The 16,454-nt window shown below is 43.9% G+C and carries 15 protein-coding genes; 10 read left to right on the forward strand and 5 right to left on the reverse strand.

The window, feature by feature from the left end; translation table 11 throughout:
* Both AB8P72_RS10205 and AB8P72_RS10210 read right to left on the reverse strand, forming a co-directional pair.
* A complete protein-coding gene (locus AB8P72_RS10205) occupies positions 1-1,401 on the reverse strand; it encodes a PepSY-associated TM helix domain-containing protein (RefSeq protein WP_369957721.1) in 1,401 nt (466 codons plus the stop codon).
* Positions 1,402-1,556: 155 nt separating this feature from the next.
* A complete protein-coding gene (locus AB8P72_RS10210) occupies positions 1,557-3,635 on the reverse strand; it encodes a TonB-dependent receptor domain-containing protein (protein WP_369957722.1) in 2,079 nt (692 codons plus the stop codon).
* An 869-nt stretch (positions 3,636-4,504) separates the two neighbouring features.
* Here AB8P72_RS10210 and AB8P72_RS10215 point away from each other — a divergent pair.
* Positions 4,505-5,938: a nucleobase:cation symporter-2 family protein gene (locus AB8P72_RS10215; RefSeq protein ID WP_313205798.1), complete on the forward strand. Its 1,434-nt coding sequence runs from the start codon at positions 4,505-4,507 to the stop codon at positions 5,936-5,938.
* A 45-nt stretch (positions 5,939-5,983) separates the two neighbouring features.
* On the opposite strand, the gene AB8P72_RS10220 is transcribed toward AB8P72_RS10215, so the two are convergent.
* Positions 5,984-6,649, reverse strand: coding sequence for a TetR/AcrR family transcriptional regulator (locus AB8P72_RS10220; protein WP_068407211.1), 666 nt, complete (start codon positions 6,647-6,649; stop codon positions 5,984-5,986).
* 377 nt (positions 6,650-7,026) lie between these two features.
* Here AB8P72_RS10220 and uraD point away from each other — a divergent pair, with 377 nt between their 5' ends.
* From uraD to AB8P72_RS10265, 9 genes are all read left to right on the forward strand, one after another.
* Positions 7,027-7,548 (forward strand): 2-oxo-4-hydroxy-4-carboxy-5-ureidoimidazoline decarboxylase, encoded by a 522-nt coding sequence (gene uraD, locus AB8P72_RS10225; protein ID WP_068407214.1) that lies wholly within the window; start codon positions 7,027-7,029, stop codon positions 7,546-7,548.
* Positions 7,549-7,587: 39 nt separating this feature from the next.
* Entirely contained in the window at positions 7,588-7,956 is a 369-nt protein-coding gene (gene uraH, locus AB8P72_RS10230) for a hydroxyisourate hydrolase (RefSeq protein WP_068407216.1), read from the forward strand.
* A 112-nt stretch (positions 7,957-8,068) separates the two neighbouring features.
* Positions 8,069-9,409, forward strand: coding sequence for a urate hydroxylase PuuD (locus AB8P72_RS10235; RefSeq protein WP_068407219.1), 1,341 nt, complete (start codon positions 8,069-8,071; stop codon positions 9,407-9,409).
* Between the two features lie 101 nt (positions 9,410-9,510).
* Entirely contained in the window at positions 9,511-10,503 is a 993-nt protein-coding gene (puuE, locus tag AB8P72_RS10240; RefSeq protein WP_068407222.1) for an allantoinase PuuE, read from the forward strand.
* 59 nt (positions 10,504-10,562) lie between these two features.
* Complete coding sequence (locus tag AB8P72_RS10245) at positions 10,563-11,117, forward strand: ureidoglycolate lyase (RefSeq protein WP_068407225.1); 555 nt, start codon at positions 10,563-10,565, stop codon at positions 11,115-11,117.
* Between the two features lie 130 nt (positions 11,118-11,247).
* Positions 11,248-12,084 carry a bifunctional allantoicase/(S)-ureidoglycine aminohydrolase gene (locus tag AB8P72_RS10250; RefSeq protein WP_068407228.1) on the forward strand — a complete coding sequence of 279 codons (837 nt, stop codon included), beginning with the start codon at positions 11,248-11,250 and terminating at the stop codon, positions 12,082-12,084.
* Positions 12,085-12,295: 211 nt separating this feature from the next.
* Complete coding sequence (locus tag AB8P72_RS10255; RefSeq protein WP_068407232.1) at positions 12,296-12,586, forward strand: Trp family transcriptional regulator; 291 nt, start codon at positions 12,296-12,298, stop codon at positions 12,584-12,586.
* Between the two features lie 69 nt (positions 12,587-12,655).
* Positions 12,656-14,074, forward strand: a complete 1,419-nt coding sequence (locus tag AB8P72_RS10260; RefSeq protein ID WP_238059940.1) for an anthranilate synthase component I family protein — start codon at positions 12,656-12,658, stop codon at positions 14,072-14,074.
* Positions 14,075-14,108: 34 nt separating this feature from the next.
* Entirely contained in the window at positions 14,109-14,771 is a 663-nt protein-coding gene (locus tag AB8P72_RS10265; protein ID WP_068407237.1) for an aminodeoxychorismate/anthranilate synthase component II, read from the forward strand.
* A gap of 138 nt (positions 14,772-14,909) precedes the next feature.
* Here AB8P72_RS10265 and AB8P72_RS10270 read toward each other — a convergent pair whose 3' ends face one another.
* Together AB8P72_RS10270 and AB8P72_RS10275 are read right to left on the reverse strand one after the other, a co-directional pair.
* Positions 14,910-15,653, reverse strand: coding sequence for an amino acid ABC transporter ATP-binding protein (locus tag AB8P72_RS10270; protein WP_068407240.1), 744 nt, complete (start codon positions 15,651-15,653; stop codon positions 14,910-14,912).
* Positions 15,654-15,726: 73 nt separating this feature from the next.
* Positions 15,727-16,410, reverse strand: coding sequence for an amino acid ABC transporter permease (locus tag AB8P72_RS10275; protein WP_180952590.1), 684 nt, complete (start codon positions 16,408-16,410; stop codon positions 15,727-15,729).
* Positions 16,411-16,454: the final 44 nt, after the last annotated feature.

Raw genomic sequence — 16,454 nt, forward strand, 5'->3', positions numbered from 1 at the left:
TTATAACTGTTTTTTAATAGCTGGTTTTCCGTAATGGTTTGAAAATTTATTTTTAATGGTCAATTTTTGCTTTAATCGGCTTTGACGAGCTTTGACCCATAAATACACACCGGTAGCGGACAAAACTGCCACGGCCAACCCTATCATTGCTAAAAATATTTGATAGAGTAAATGAGCGTTACCCTGTCCAATATGCCCCATGTGTAAGGTTGAGAACCATTGGTCGATTTTATTACCAAATGCGCTTTGATAACCGAAATTAACCTTTTCAACTTTGCCAGTCGCCGCAGACACTGTGATAGACGAGGCACCACCGTGAGTGCCGACATCTTTGTCGGTTTTAAAACGCATTTGCCATTGCCCCTCCTCTGTAAGCCTGCGGATACCCAATGTCTGCTGTACGGTTACGCCATTTTTTTGCGCAGCAATATGCGCTTGCTCAGTTAAATACGCAATACTATTCGCTTTATTAACAAAGGTATTACTACCCGTTTCAGTGCTCATTGGTGCAACGGCTGACATAGCCTGCTCGCTCGATTTATCTGTTGTCTTTGACTTACCTTTTTCTTCTCTTTTACCCTCTCTACCTTCAAACCCAACCACTGCTTGCATTACGGGTTGATACACCGATTTTAAATTAAAACCGACACTCGACCACGCAATGACAAATAGCATCAGCCACAACCATAAACCAAAAGCGTGATGCAAATCATAATTGAGCTTAAATGTATTGGTTTTGCGGCGGATTTTCCACGCCGGTAGCCAGCGCTTAATAAAAGACGCACGTTTTTTAGGCGTAGTTTTAGGTACAGTTTTCTGCAATGCTTTTTTACCGTTAATAGCTCTAGGAAAGGTCAAGTAAAAGCCAATAAAGCAGTTAATCGTCCAAATAAGGGCAATCAAACCTAGCAGCAGCTTACCAATATCGCCGAGCAATAAATCACGGTGCAACCAAAATACTTTCCACATGGTATTACGCCACGCCCACGCGTCTTTATCACGCGTTCCTACGATATCGCCGTTATAAGGGTTTACATAAACCTCTTGAAACGGGGCTTTAGGTTGATTTTTAGCGCTTTGACCTCTGGCTCTATCGACCGAGAATACCGCAGATTTATCCGCTTCTAATGATGTTGGCATACTAGAAAAATTGTACTCTGGATAGGCGGCGATCACCTTGTCGTGCAGGGTTGCAATAGGAAGCTGTGGCCCATCTTGCCGCTCAATTTGAGCCAATTTATAATTAAACATATCATCTAGCTCTTCATGGAAAGCCAATAACGAGCCAGTAATGCCAGCCATGATTAAAAAGCCTGCCATCACAAGCCCAGTATAACGGTGAATCCAAAGACAAATACGACGCAGATTCGATGCAAAAGAAGAGAAGGAAAGTGAAGTCATGAGTGCTGATTCTTTATGAATATATAGGGTTAATGGTGCTATAGCCGAAGCGTAATGTTTAAAAAGAAAGCTTGAGTGCCAAAAAATGGCGATAAAAAAGCCAGCTCTTTTTTATAAAAAGCTGGCTCTTTTGCTACTAAGAAATAAATGCAGGCTTAAAACTGATAGGTTAAAGAAGCTTTGATATTACGACCTGGCTCAAAGTCAGTGCTATCATCTTTTAGAGGATCGAATCTTGAAGCATGACTGGCATAAGTTTCATCAAAGATATTGTATACACCAACCGTGGCTTTTAGACCTTCTACTTGTGTTGGCAAGTAGCTCATAAAGATATCGTGCACATCATAGCTTGGTTTTTTAAGTTCTGTAACTTCCCCTCTACTTATAAAGGTCTGGGTGACAGGGGCGACATAGGTACTGCGCCAGCCAAGCTCGGTAGTATCGGTTGGCTGATAGGCTAGATTGACCATGTATTTATCACCAGCATCTGATGCTGATCCTGTTTGTGAATAAAAACTATAACCAGTATCTTCACCCTTACTACGAGCATGAGCATAGCTTAAACCCATACTAAAGTTATTCATTTTATAATCAGCGGCAAGCTCAACACCTTTGATTTTATAATCTTCGTCTTTATTGACCGCACCTTGGCAATCATTTCCAAGATTTGGTCCACAGCTTAAACCTGAGCGTATAAATTCAATATAGTTTTCGATATTGGTTTCAAAATATTTACCGCTTAGTTGTAGAGAATCATTAGCCGTAGTGAGATCACGCAATGTTGTGACGATGCCTACTTCGGTATTATCACCCTCTTCTGCTTTTAAGTCGTTGTTAGCCACAGTGCCAGCACCATCTCGATTGAAGATAGCTTGGCCTAAATCTGGGCCATTGAACAGCTGAGTATAGCTAGCAAAAACCTGCGTACTCGGTGCAATCTCATAGCTTGCGGCAAGTGCACCGACGACATTATCATAGGTTTTGCCACCAGCAATAAAATCAGGTGCTTCATAGCGGTCATAACGCACGCCTGGCGTTAGGCTAAACTTGCCCATTTGCCATTGGTCTTCTAGATATACTGACGTATTTTTAGCTTCATCAGTTCCTGATACGGGTAGTTTTGTTGTACGATCAAGCCCACTATAGTCTGACTCTTTTTTGTAGTGCTCTAACCCTGCAATCAGTTTATGGCGTCCTGACGTTGCATCAATCACACTGGTGTTTTCAATTTTAGCGCCAGTGGTTTTTACCTGTGCATCAAATTCAAAGTTACCTACATAGTAAGAATCACGTAAAATCTGTGTTTCAGTTTGATAAATGGTGGTATCAACGTCGACCAGTGAGTTTGCTGGGTTAAAGTTGTGATCAAGGGTATAAGTATCGCGCTTTACTTTTTGCGGGATTACATTAGGACCGCCGTCATTAGGAAGACGAGGAAAATCTGGACGGAATGGGAAAATCCCTTCTTTCTCAGTACGGCTAAAGCTTGCACCTACATGATGGTCATTACCAACATAAGCACCGGCTTTTAATAAGAAGCTCTCGCTCTCACTGTCTTCAAACAACTCACGGCCTTCACCGTCTTCACCCGAGCTGGTATCACGCTTGCCATAATAAGCCAATAAATCGACATTATCAGATGGTGCGCCAAAAACCGTGGCTGACGTCAGTAGCTCATCATTATTACTGGCATAACCTGCTTTTAGCTTGGCACCAATCTTTTGACCAGGTTTAAGTAAGTCAGCGGCATCGACCGTTTTAAAAGCAACCGCGCCGCCAAGTGCATCATTACCGAGCGTGACAGAATTGTTACCCACTGCCACATCCGCTTGTTTGAGCAAATCAGGATCAATGGTGATATCGCCCATATGATAGAACAGCTTGCCTTCTTGGCGCGCGCCATCAATGGTGACTTTTAGGTTGCTATCTTCAAGACCGCGAATACGAATGCGCTGGTTGACCGCTGACGTACCACCTATGGTCACGCCTGGCACCACATTTAAAAAATCGCTTAAATGGCTCGCTTGCTGTGCAGGCGTATAGTCTTCGACATCGACGCCATCCTCTTGCACCTTTTCACGTACCGAGCTATTGGCAGTTACGGTGATGGTTTGTAAGGTCGTACTAGGCACATCCGTTGCCGCAACCGCCAGCTGTGAACACAGAATTGCTGAAACAGCGACCGATAACACCGTTAATTGATTAGAAAATGTTGCTGACTTAACTTCACGCATAACACACTCACTTTACTTACTATTAGGATTGAAGGATTTAAGTGCCACTTTAGAAAGACAGTTTGAAAAAGATGGTCCGAAAAAAACAATTTGGGATTTTGCTTTTTATTTTCTATTAAAATTTTTGTGTTTTATTGATTGACCACGCCTACTCAATCAACAAATACATATAGAAACCCCACTCTCAACTTGTTTTTCTAAGGTATTGGTTTACTTAGTTTTTAAAATTTCAGTTAAAACAATTAGAATTTTAAATTCTATAAAAATCAAAAGCCTACGATAAGTTGAGATTGGCGTATAGAAATAACATGATTAACACTAATGATAATGATTAGCATTTGAAATATGACAGGCATAATAACGAAGTATTAACAATTTGGCAATAAATAAAGTAAGGAATTTAATTCAATAAGATAGACGACATTTTGAAAGTTAAGCAGCACCTAACATCGACTGCTATTAAGTACTTAATAGCAGTCGTAATTTTATTTGTCATAAGCGCATTAAGGTTTTGTTAAATCGCCGAGATGAAACAAATTAATATTTTAATCGCAAAAAAAACATTGCAATAAGCAAGGCTTTCGCTATACCCTTAGATAGCTGACTAATTAGTCAGGTTTTAATCACCATATCTGGCAATATTGATAAATAATGGTGAGCTGCTTTTATTTATTAGCACACGGAAAAGTGCGACTCTCTGTTGGAAAATTAGTAAATGCTTAGATAGCTAGAGAAACAAGATGAAGATCTAGAGTTTACTGAAAGGCTTTTTTAAGTCACGGACTCAACTCTCAAATCATCAGTTTTCCTACGCTGTTTAGGTCTACCTTCAGAGATTGGACTAAAAGACACTTTAGGAGAAAGCCAAAATGAGTGAAGTTACTCAAGGAAACCCTGATTTATTATATGGACTGCATGACCGCCCTGCTCCTGCAAAAGCTTTCTTAGGGGCGGTACAGCACGTACTTGCCGCTTTCGTTGGTATTATCACGCCCTCTTTAATCATTGGTGGCGCTTTGGGATTGGGAGAGCACATCCCCTATCTGATTAGCATGTCACTGATGGTATCAGGGGTCGCCACCTTTATTCAGACCCGTAAAGTCGGGCCCGTCGGCTCGGGGCTGATGGCATTACAGGGCACCAGTTTTGGCTTTTTGGCTGCCGTCCTTGCCGCAGGTTTTGTGGTAAAAAATAAAGGCGGTAGCCCAGAGGAGATTCTTTCTGTCATCTTTGGCGTGTCATTCTTCGGCGCATTTGTCGAAATATTTTTAAGCCAGTTCATCACCAAACTTAAATCTTTGATGAGCCCTATCGTTACTGGCTGCGTCATTGTCACCATTGGTTTGTCTTTAACCAAAACAGGTCTGACTGATTTGGCGGGCGGGGTTGGTGCCGAAAACTTTGGTAGTATGGAAAATTTACTACTGGGCGGCGGGGTGCTGGTCAGCGTGGTGCTGATTAGCATCGTCAATAATAAAGTGATTCGCTCAAGCGCTATTTTTATCGGTCTGATGTTGGGCTTATTTGCGGCGATGTTGATGGGGCGTATTGACTTCTCTTTAGTCTCTGAAGCGCCATTACTTACCGTCCCTATTCCTTTTAAATACGGTTTAAGCTTTGATTGGCAAGCGTTTATTCCGATTGCCTTTATGTATATCATTACCAGTATCGAAACCTCAGGCGATTTGACCGCAACTTCAATGATTTCAGGCGAACCTATTCAAGGTCCTGTCTACGAAAAGCGTATCAAAGGCGGCGTGCTAGGTGATGGGATCAATTCGTGGATTGCCGCGGTATTTAATACCTTTCCGGTCACTACCTTTAGCCAAAATAACGGCGTCATTCAAATGACTGGTATCGCCAGCCGCTATGTGGGTTTTTATGTGGCGGCGATTTTATTTACCATGGGGCTATTCCCTATCCTTGGCGCTATCTTTACGCAGCTGCCAAAGCCTGTGGTTGGCGGCGTGACGCTATTGATGTTCGCAACCGTTGCTACTGCGGGTATCCGCATCCTATCCACAGTAAATTTTACCCACCGTAATATCTTAATTATTGCGACTTCGCTTGGTTTATCGATGGGTATCGCGTTTGTTCCTGATGTCTTTGCGCAAACGCCGCAGCTGTTCCGCAATATCTTTGGCTCGGCAGTGACCATGTCAGGTATCGTCGCTATCACGTTGGATATGATTTTGCCAAAGAACTATGGCGTCGAGTTTGATACGTCTGATCAACATATAGAAGATGGTCTAAAACCTGTGCGCGTGTTGCCGAAAAGTGAGGTTGAAGGTCAGCCGTTATAACGGCAGCGGGCTTGGTTGAATAAATGGCGCGCTATGTAAAATCCGCTATTCAAGCCCGCAACCGCGCAGAATAAAGGGTATTAAGAAGTCAGCCGCGCGCGCTTCATCTTGCTTATCATAAGCGTCTTTTTGTAGCAGACCGACGATTTCTGTTTCAAATTCTGCATAACGCTGCGTCGTTGCCCAAATCAAAATCAACAGCTGCAATGGGTCAGCGATGCCAATTCTGCCTTGCTCATGCCAAGTTTTCATCACTTGTGATTTATCAAGCGCCCACTCTTTCATGGTTGTCGACATAAAGTCATGTAAATATGGGGCGCCGCCGATGACCTCTAACGCAAACAATTTATGACGGTTTGGATGCACAAACGCTTGGTGTAATTTGGTGCGTACAAACTTCTCTATCACGGCTTTTGGGTCGCTATCGACGGTCATTGTCACCAAACCATCGTTCCATTCTTCAATAATAGAGCGCAAAACCATTTTGTAGAGGTTTTTTTTATTTTTAAAGTAGTAATGGACATTGGCTTTTGGTAGTCCTGCCCGATCAGCAATGCCCTGCATCGTAGCGCCGCGATAGCTTTGTAATACAAACTCTTCTTCTGCAGCTGCCAAAATTACTGCTTGATTTTGGGCGCGGATATCTTGCTGATTACGATGAATAGGCGCCTCAGAATCGGACGCTTGAGATGTTTGATTAGGTTGGGTCATAAGATAAACCATTGGATAGGAGGATAAATAAGTAGCCATATTGCAACATATAACAGCACTGATAAGCCAATTTTATTTTTTATTTAGCGAAAATATAGCAGGGTTTTCACCAGCGTATAAAAATAATTTGCATAAAACAGTTGACCAAATGGTCAGGTTTAAGCAGAATGGATGTTATTAAACCACTTATCACTCAATTAAACATAAGAATAAAGAGTTACGCCAATCTCAACTTATCGTAGGCTTTTGATTTTTATAGAATTTAAAATTCTAATTGTTTTAACTGAAATTTTAAAAACTAAGTAAACCAATAACATTAGAAAAATGAGTTGAGAGTGGGGTAAAGAGTTTTAAATTTAAATGAAAAGGATGTCACCGTGAGCTTAACACTAGCGCAATTTAATGCCCTCTCGCCAGACGAAGCACTCTCAAAACTATTGACCTGCTGCACTAGCAGCAAATGGGCGCATGACGTAGCAGGCGCTCGCCCTTTTGCAGATATAGACGACCTACTTGCCAGTAGCGACAAGGCTTGGCAGCAAGCGCAAACCCAAGAAGCCAATTTGCTTGAGGCCTTTGATGGTCATCCACAAATCGGCAACGTTGACTCATTAAAAGAAAAATACCGCAATACGCAAGACAGCGCGGCGCATGAGCAATCTGGTGCCAATAATGCTGACATGGATGTCATTGAAGCATTGGCAAAAGGCAATCAAGAGTATCTTGCTAAATTTGGCTTTATCTTTATCGTCTTTGCGACGGGCAAAAGCGCGCAAGAAATGCTGGATTTATTACTCACACGCCTGCCAAACGACCGCGCCACTGAGCTACTAAATGCGGCTACTGAGCAAAATAAAATTACCCGTTTGCGCTTACAAAAACTACTCGGCACTGCTTAAAGCAAATGTGCTTATTTTTAATATATAAAAGGAATGATCATGTCAGGCACTCTCTCTTCCCACATTTTAGATACCCATCTTGGCAAACCTGCCGCTGATATCGCAGTCACCCTCCACCGCGTGCCTGCAAACGGTGAGACCTATCTATTGGCAACAGGTGTCACCAACGCCGATGGTCGAGTTGCCGCTGACAGCTGGAAATTTGATACTAGTATCGATATCGCTAAATATCATTTAGATGTTGGCCGTTATACCTTGACGTTTGCGACCCAAGCCTATTTTGACGCGCAAAATCTCACGGCATTTTACCCGCAAGTAGTCATCGATTTTATGATCAGTGATGGCGGTCATTACCATGTACCGCTACTGCTCAGCGCACACGGCTATAGTACCTATCGCGGTTCATAAATGAATGGCTTAATGGATTTATAGCTGTCTGTTTTACCGTTTTCAATTAACGACAGAACGCTGAACCAAACATTGAATAAAAAAGTATTGCAAAGAAAAGGACAATTCGCGCATGGGTGCATATCTTCTCGACTGGGTCGCTTTATTTTTCCGCTGGTTTCACGTCATCGCTGGCGTGGCGTGGATTGGCGCCTCCTTTTACTTTGTTTGGCTAGACATGAGTTTACGTAAGCCGCCACAGTGGAAGGCGGACAAGGGTATATCCGGCGACTTATGGGCGGTACATGGCGGCGGATTTTATGAAATTGCCAAATATAAGCTTGAACCAGAAGAGATGCCAAAAACCCTGCATTGGTTTAAATGGGAAGCTTATACCACTTGGCTTACTGGCATGGCGATGCTGGCTATCGTTTATTATTTCAATGCGACTGCCTATCTGATTGATCCCAGTAAAGTCGCTTTTGGCAGCAGTATCGGCGCGATTTCGACCAGCTTATTGTTTTTATTTGGTAGCTACTTTCTGTATGAAGTGATTGTTCGTAGTCGTCTTGGTAAAAACTCGCTGATTTTTAGCAGTATTATCTTTATATTACTAGTGATCGCTTGCTGGGGCTCTTATCAGCTATTTAGTGATCGCGCTTCATTTATTCATATTGGTGCCATTTTAGGGACGGTAATGGCGGGGAACGTCTTCTTTGGTATTATGCCTGCTCAGCGCGCGTTGGTAGATTGTGTGCGCCGCGGTGTGAAGCCCGGCAAAGAAGTGGCGGATTTGGCGCTACAAGCAAAAAACCGCTCGCTGATGAATAACTACTTTACCCTGCCGCTTATCTTTACCATGATTAGCAACCACTATCCGATGATGTATTCACATGCGCACGGTTGGTTGGTGTTAGTATTTGTCGGTATCATCACAGCAACGGTACGTCATTATTTTAATCAAAAACACTTGGGGCATCACAAGCCAAAATTCCTCTGGATTCCGGCATTAGCAACAGTATTATTGATTATTTGGATGCGTCCTGCCCCTGTTGAGCCATTACCCGCTGCTAGTGCCTCTGTTTCTACAGCAAACGCTACACCAGACACTACATCGGACACTACGCCACCAGTTACTGCTGGTTCAGCCGATAACTCGGAAATGAGTGCTGCTACCGAAACTGGCGCTGCCAATGAAGCGGCTACCGAAGTCGTACCTGTGACTGCCTCAGCAGATGATGCCATTATGGATATCGTCCACACCCGTTGTACCACTTGCCACGCGGCGCAGCCAACCCAGCAAGGATTTGCCGCACCGCCATCGGGCATCATTTTGCAGACGCCAGCAGATATGAAAATCCATCAAGACAAAATTGTCACAGCGGTACAAACTGGCTATATGCCACTGGGCAATCTCACTCAATTGACCGATGCAGAACGCCAACAACTCGTCGCTTACGCTTCAGGGCTATAGTTATTTAATGAGACAGTTATTTAGTCAGATAATTAGTTAATGAGCCGACAGTAGAAATACTCACCTTTAATTTGCTTTATTGTATTTAGGATAGTTTAAAAATGAGTCAAAAAATAACCAGTGATTTTAATCACGACACTTACCTACGTGACTTAAAAGGCTATGCAGGCAATCCGCCAAATGCCAATTGGCCGGGCGGAGCAAAAATTGCGGTACAATTTGTACTAAACATTGAAGAAGGCGCAGAAAATAGCGTTATTCATGGCGATGGTCAATCGGAGCGCTTTTTATCGGATGTACTAGGTACGCCCGAATTTAACAACCGCCACCAATCTATCGAATCCGCCTTTGAATATGGTAGCCGAGTCGGCGTTTGGCGCGTGTTAGATACCTTTAAAGAGTATGGTTTACCCATCACCACTTTTACCTGCGCCGCAGCAGCTGAAAAAACGCCGCATATTATCGAGCGCGTGCTAGAAGATGGTCACGAAATCGCCAGTCACGGGCTACGCTGGATTACTTATCAATATATGTATCGCGAAACGGAACGCGAACACGTGCGCCGCGCTACCGAAATCTTCGAGCGTATGCTTGGTCGTCAGCCGCTTGGTTGGTATACCGGCCGCGATAGTCCCAACACGCGTGAGCTGGTTGCCGAACAAGGCGGTTATATCTATGATTCAGACTCTTATGCCGACGAGCTGCCCTACTGGCTCAATGTCAAAGTAGAAGATGGGCAAAAAATCGCCCGCAAGCCGCATTTGGTCATTCCTTATAGTTTAGAGACCAATGATATGCGCTTTGCTTCAAGCCCTGGTTTTACCAATGCTGAGCCTTTTTATCAATACTTAAAGGACAGCTTTGATACCTTGTATGAAGAAGGGGATAAAAATGGTAAAAACGAACCCAAAATGCTGACCATCGGTTTGCACTGCCGCATCATTGGCCGTGCGGGCCGTATCACTGCTCTCAAAAAATTCTTGCAATACATTACTAGCAAACCCGATGTCTGGATATGCCGCCGCGATGACATTGCCAAACACTGGTATGAAAACCATCCAGCTACTGATGATAACATCGCCAACTGGATGTAATCATCTGGCGCTAGCTAAACTAAATACATAAAACTGCTCATTAAACAAAAGGTGACATCATGACTACCACAATTATCGCGAGGCCTTTAACCAAGGCCGAATTTGCACCTTATGGTACGGTGATTGAACCCTATGACAAAGAAGAGCAGACCTCTGAAAACTGCTTCTTTATTAATAAAGGTTATGCGTGTCGACATCATGCGATTACGCAGGCTACGCTTGACGGCGGCGATGTTGGCTTCAGTATCTTTCGTGCCAAAAAGCGCGAACTGCCTATCGCCTTATCGGTGATGGAGTATCATCCCTTTGGGTCGCAAGCGTTTTTTTCGATGAATGGTCAAGATTATATTGTCGTCGTCGCACAAGCTGGTGAACCACCACGTTCGGCCGCTGATTTATCAGTGTTTTATGCCAAATCGCATCAAGGCGTGCAATACGATGCCAATGTCTGGCATCATCCGCTGCTGGCACTTGGTCGCGACTCAGATTTTTTGGTCATTGACCGTATCAATGGTGAGGGTAATAACTGCTACGAGCTGGCCATTGATGATTGGCAAGTGAATATTGAAGTAGCAAATGAACAAGCCGAACCAAATACACAAATCGCAGACTAAGCTGAACTATTTAAGCTATTTTTAATGCCTTGCTTAAATGAAAATAAGACTTAAACAGCCGTACTCACCCTTTATCTCTTGAAGATAGACACTAATTTAACACAGCAAAACCCCCTAAGGATTATTAATAATGCCAATTAAAAGTACCTATTACGCCCCAACTGGCGGCTTACCGCCGCAAACGCAACTGTTATCTGACCGCGCTATTTTTACCGAAGCGTATGCGATTATCCCCAAACGGGTGCTCACCGATATTGTGATTAGCTACCTGCCGTTTTGGGAAGGTATGCGCATGTGGGTGATTGCGCGTCCTTTAAGCGGTTTTGCAGAAACTTTTTCACAGTACATCGTTGAAGTCGCTCCAAACGGCGGCTCCGACAAGCCTGAGCTCGACACTAATGCCGAAGCCGTGCTGTTTGTCGTTGAAGGTGAGATGGATATTACTATCGAAGGCGTAGCCCATCATCTTGAAGCCGGTGGTTATGCTTTCTTACCACCTGCCTGTCAATGGACGCTAAAAAATAATAGTAATGAGCCTGTTAAATTTCACTGGATTCGCAAAGCCTATCAGTTTGTAGAAGGACTTGATGCGCCAGAAGCCTTTGTCACCAGCGATCATGATGTTGAAGCAATTGAGATGCCAGAAACCAATGGTGTTTGGAAAACCACGAGATTTACCGAACAGTCTGATATGCGTCACGATATGCACGTCAATATCGTTACTTTTCAACCAGGCGGCGTGATTCCGTTTGATGAAACCCATGTCATGGAACATGGTTTATATGTGCTAGAAGGTAAAGCCGTCTATCACTTAAACGGTGAATGGGTCGAAGTTGAAGCAGGTGATTTTATGTGGCTACGCGCATTTTGCCCGCAATCTTGTTACGCCGGGGGCCCTGGTCCATTTAGGTATTTACTCTATAAAGACGTAAATAGACACATGCCGTTTATACGTCCACAGCGTTAATTTATCTAAAATTATAAATGACCTAAAAGCCAGCATATCACCATGCGCTGGCTATTATTTTTATTTTCAATTTAACCTTCAACATCAAGCGTTAAACAAATAACGCTAAACGTCCAAACACGTTACTTGTTTTTCTTGTACTACTGTACTAGAATACTGAAACGAAACAATATTTTGCTTATTATCCTTTCTCTTACTAAGATTATATATTATGAGCGCCAATCCTTATCACAGTCTATTAACTCATTTGGCCAGCTGTCACGATAGTAGCGCTATCGACGAGCTATTTACTGCGCTATTGACCGATAAAGAACAACAAGAAATCGCCAATCGCATCCGTATTTTTGATTTGTTAGAGCGCGGTATCACCCAGCGTGAGATATCTGAGCAGCTCGGCGTCGGTATCGCCACTGTCTCGCGCGGTGCGAAAGCCATGCAAAGTCACGATGTGAGCGCCCTACTTAAAACTCATAGAGAAAATACGCATAAAAAAGACGCTTAATTGGGCAAAAACATAATTTCATTCTGCCTTATTTTTTTGATAAATCATTGAACTATTTTGGACATCGTTATGACCGCTTCTACTTCCAAGCCTGACCAACCTGCTGCTATCGAAATTCCTAGCAAACCACAGCGTATCAAACTCACGCAGGATATAGATTTTTTTGCGTTATTTAAGCGTATTGAGCACGCTTTTGAAACTTGTTATTTGCTTGAATCATTGGGCGAGGATGGACATATGGCGCGCCACCATGCCATTGGTTTTGACCCAGTGATGACTATTGCCGCTATCGACCGTACCACCTTAGCAATTACTGATAATAAAACCGCCGAAACCACACATTATCAAACTGACAATCCTTATCAGCTATTACGCAGCATCACCCCGCAGCACGTTATTGCGCGCGACCAAAGCGGCGGACTGGTTGGCTACTTGGGTTATGACAGTGTCAATTTTTTTGAGCCAAGTCTCAACGCCAAAGCCAGTGATGATTTCGAACCCTTCAAATTTGGTGTGTATTTAGATGGCTTAACGCTTGATAAGATGACCGGCGAAATATTCTATTTTTACTATCCAACTGAACAACAAGACAACCGTATAGAGCAAATCAAAGCCTTACTTGACGCGCCCATCCCCAATTATGAACCACCCTCGGTAGAGTTTTTGGGTGATGGCATGAGTCAAGAGGAGCACGCCAAAGCGGTGCTGCAAGTCAAAGAAGACATCATCTCTGGGCGCATCTTTCAGTGCGAAGTTGGTTTTAAATCCAAATATCGCATTGCCGGCGATAAGATGCCGATTTATGAAAAGCTACGCGCGGTTAATCCGTCACCGCATATGTATTTTATGAAATTTTCTCAGCAATGCATCATTGGCGCCTCGCCTGAGTTGCTGTTTCGCCTGCGTCAAGGTGAGATGGAAACCTACCCATTAGCGGGCACTGCCAAGCGCGGCGTCGATATCGCAGAAGACCGTAAGCTTGCCCGCGCGCTACTGAATGATGCCAAAGAGATTGCCGAGCACAATATGCTCGTTGACTTGCATCGTAACGATATCGGCCGTGTGGCACAATTTGGTACGGTAAAGGTGCGTAATCTCATGGATATCAAACGCTTCTCACACGTGCAGCATATTTCTTCTGAAATCGTCGGGATCTTGCATCCCGATGAAGACATGTTTAGCGCCCTTGCCAGCAACTTCCCCGCCGGTACTTTATCAGGGGCGCCAAAAGTGGAAGCCATTAAAGTGATTAATGAGCTTGAGCCTGATGGCCGCGGTGCTTATGGCGGCGCGCTAGGCTCCTTTAATTTTAATGGTGATTGTATTTTTGCCATTCCTATTCGCAGTCTATTTATCAATGGTGAGTCGGCTTATGCGCAAACTTGCGGCGGCAATGTTTACGACTCCAATCCTGCTGATGAATACTTAGAAATCCAGCGTAAGCTGTCAGCGATGAAAGTGGTGTTAGACAGCTTTATGACAGCGTAAATCCATTATATTTTTGCTAAAGAGCTTATGCCTTATGAATGTTTTAATTATCGACAACTACGACTCGTTTACCTTTAACCTTTATCAATATATTGGCGAGATTTTACAGACCATGGATGGTGATAAAGACGGCGCTAAACAAGCGGCAAATGTCATCGTCAAACGTAATAACGAAATTACCTTGGCTGACGTGCAGGCGATGAATCTTGACCGCATTATCATCTCACCCGGCCCTGGTGCGCCTGACGACCCGGCCTATTTTGGTATTTGCGCCGAAGTAATTGAGGTTATGGGCAAGACGACGCCGCTATTGGGCGTTTGCTTGGGCATGCAGGGCATTGCGCATGTCTTTGGCGGCGAAGTGGTACGAGCCAGCATACCGATGCATGGCAAGGTTTCAGCCATTCGCCATGATAATGCAGGTGTCTATCAAGGCTTGCCACAAGAGATAGAAATCATGCGCTATCATTCGCTAATGGTAAAGGCAGATACGCTACCAGACTGCTTAACTGTTACCGCCGTCGTGAGTAATGACGCCCATCATGACTTAAGACTGACAGATGCAGCGGTCGCAGGTGATGAGATTATGGGACTTGCGCACACTGACTACCCGATACAAGGTGTGCAATTTCACCCAGAGTCGTTTGCGACTGAGGGGGCGAAGCGTTTATTAACGAATTTTTTATTGCAGGTGTAATGCAGGGTTTTAAAAGGCTAATGTTAAAAAGCATAAAGGTATAGTCAAAATGTCCTAAAAACGCTACGGTATTGCTTTTCACTTACTATACAATAAAAAAGACTGGCTATTTAGAAGCCAGTCTTTTTTTAAAATGAACTACTGCTCGATACGCTGTAAAAACGCTTGCGTGCGTGGATGCGTTGAATCCTCAAATAGCTGCTTGGCGCTGCCCTCTTCAACGATATGCCCATCCTCGATTAACACCACATGATCAGCTACATCACGCGCAAAGTTAATCTCATGGGTCACCACCACCATCGTCCAACCTTCAGAAGCCAACTGCTTCATCGTTCCAAGCACATCTTGTACCAACTCTGGGTCAAGCGCCGAAGTTGGCTCATCAAACAGCAACAATGACGGCTCAATCGCCAGCGCACGAGCAATACCAATACGCTGCTGCTGACCACCAGACAACTGAAACGGATACAAATCTGCTTTATCCGATAAGCCGACTTTATCAAGTAACGCCAACGCTTGCTCGCGCGCTTGCGCTTTACTTTGTCCTTGTACCACCGTCGGCCCAAGCATCAAATTCTCAATGGCTGACTTATGCGGAAACAAATTATAAGACTGAAATACCATGCCTGACTTACGTTGCAGGGCGAGCAAGGTTTTCTTTTTTGGCTTGGCGGCAAAGTCGACGGTCAAGCTGCCATCATCAAACGCAATCACCCCTTGATCAGGAATCTCTAACGCATTCAAACAACGCAAAAACGTGGTTTTACCCGACCCTGATGGGCCCAAGATGACCACCACTTTGCCTTTTTCAATGGACAAGTCGATGCCTTTGAGCACTTGATTGCTACCAAAGGCTTTGTGGATATTAGTGACTTGAATCATAGAGGTTTCCGCTTACAAATAAAAAAACGCTGATGGTAAAAAACAACAAGATGGCTGTATTTTTTAGCAAAAATTATTTCGCCACATAACGATCAAGTCTGGTTTCAAGTTTACCCTGAATAAAGGTTAAAAACAGACAAATTGCCCAATAAATAAACGCCGCTTCGGTATAAACCAGCATAAACTCATAATTCCGCGCCGTAATGATTTGCGCCTGTTTGAACAGCTCAGTGACCAGCACCAATGACGCCAAAGACGTGTCTTTTACCAAACTGATAAAGGTATTGGACAATGGTGGCACCGACACTCGCAGCGCTTGCGGCAAAATCACATGGCGAAAGGTCTGTAGATAGGTCAAACCAACTGTGGAGCCCGCTTCCCATTGCCCTTTTGGAATAGACAGAATCGACGCACGTACGGTTTCCGACGCATAAGCGCCAATGTTCAACGAAAAGGCGATAATCGCTGACGGAAACGGGTCGAGCTTCACGCCAACACTTGGCAAGCCATAAAAGATAATAAATAGCTGCACCAACATCGGCGTACCGCGAATGGCAGACACATAGATACGAGCAAGCCGATAAAGTATCTCATGGAACCATCCTGCACGCGGCACGATGCGAATCAAAGCTACCGTCAGCGCAATCACCATTCCAATCGCAAATGATATCAATGCCAGCGGTATCGAATAATAAATACCGCCTTTGAGCATTGGCCAAAATGAGTTGATAACGATTTGGGCGCGTGCAGCATCCATAAAGGGCAATAGTGCCAATAAATCGCTTAATACTGAGGTTATAG

This window comes from Psychrobacter sp. CLB018 (assembly GCF_041222815.1).
GTDB lineage: Bacteria > Pseudomonadota > Gammaproteobacteria > Pseudomonadales > Moraxellaceae > Psychrobacter > Psychrobacter faecalis.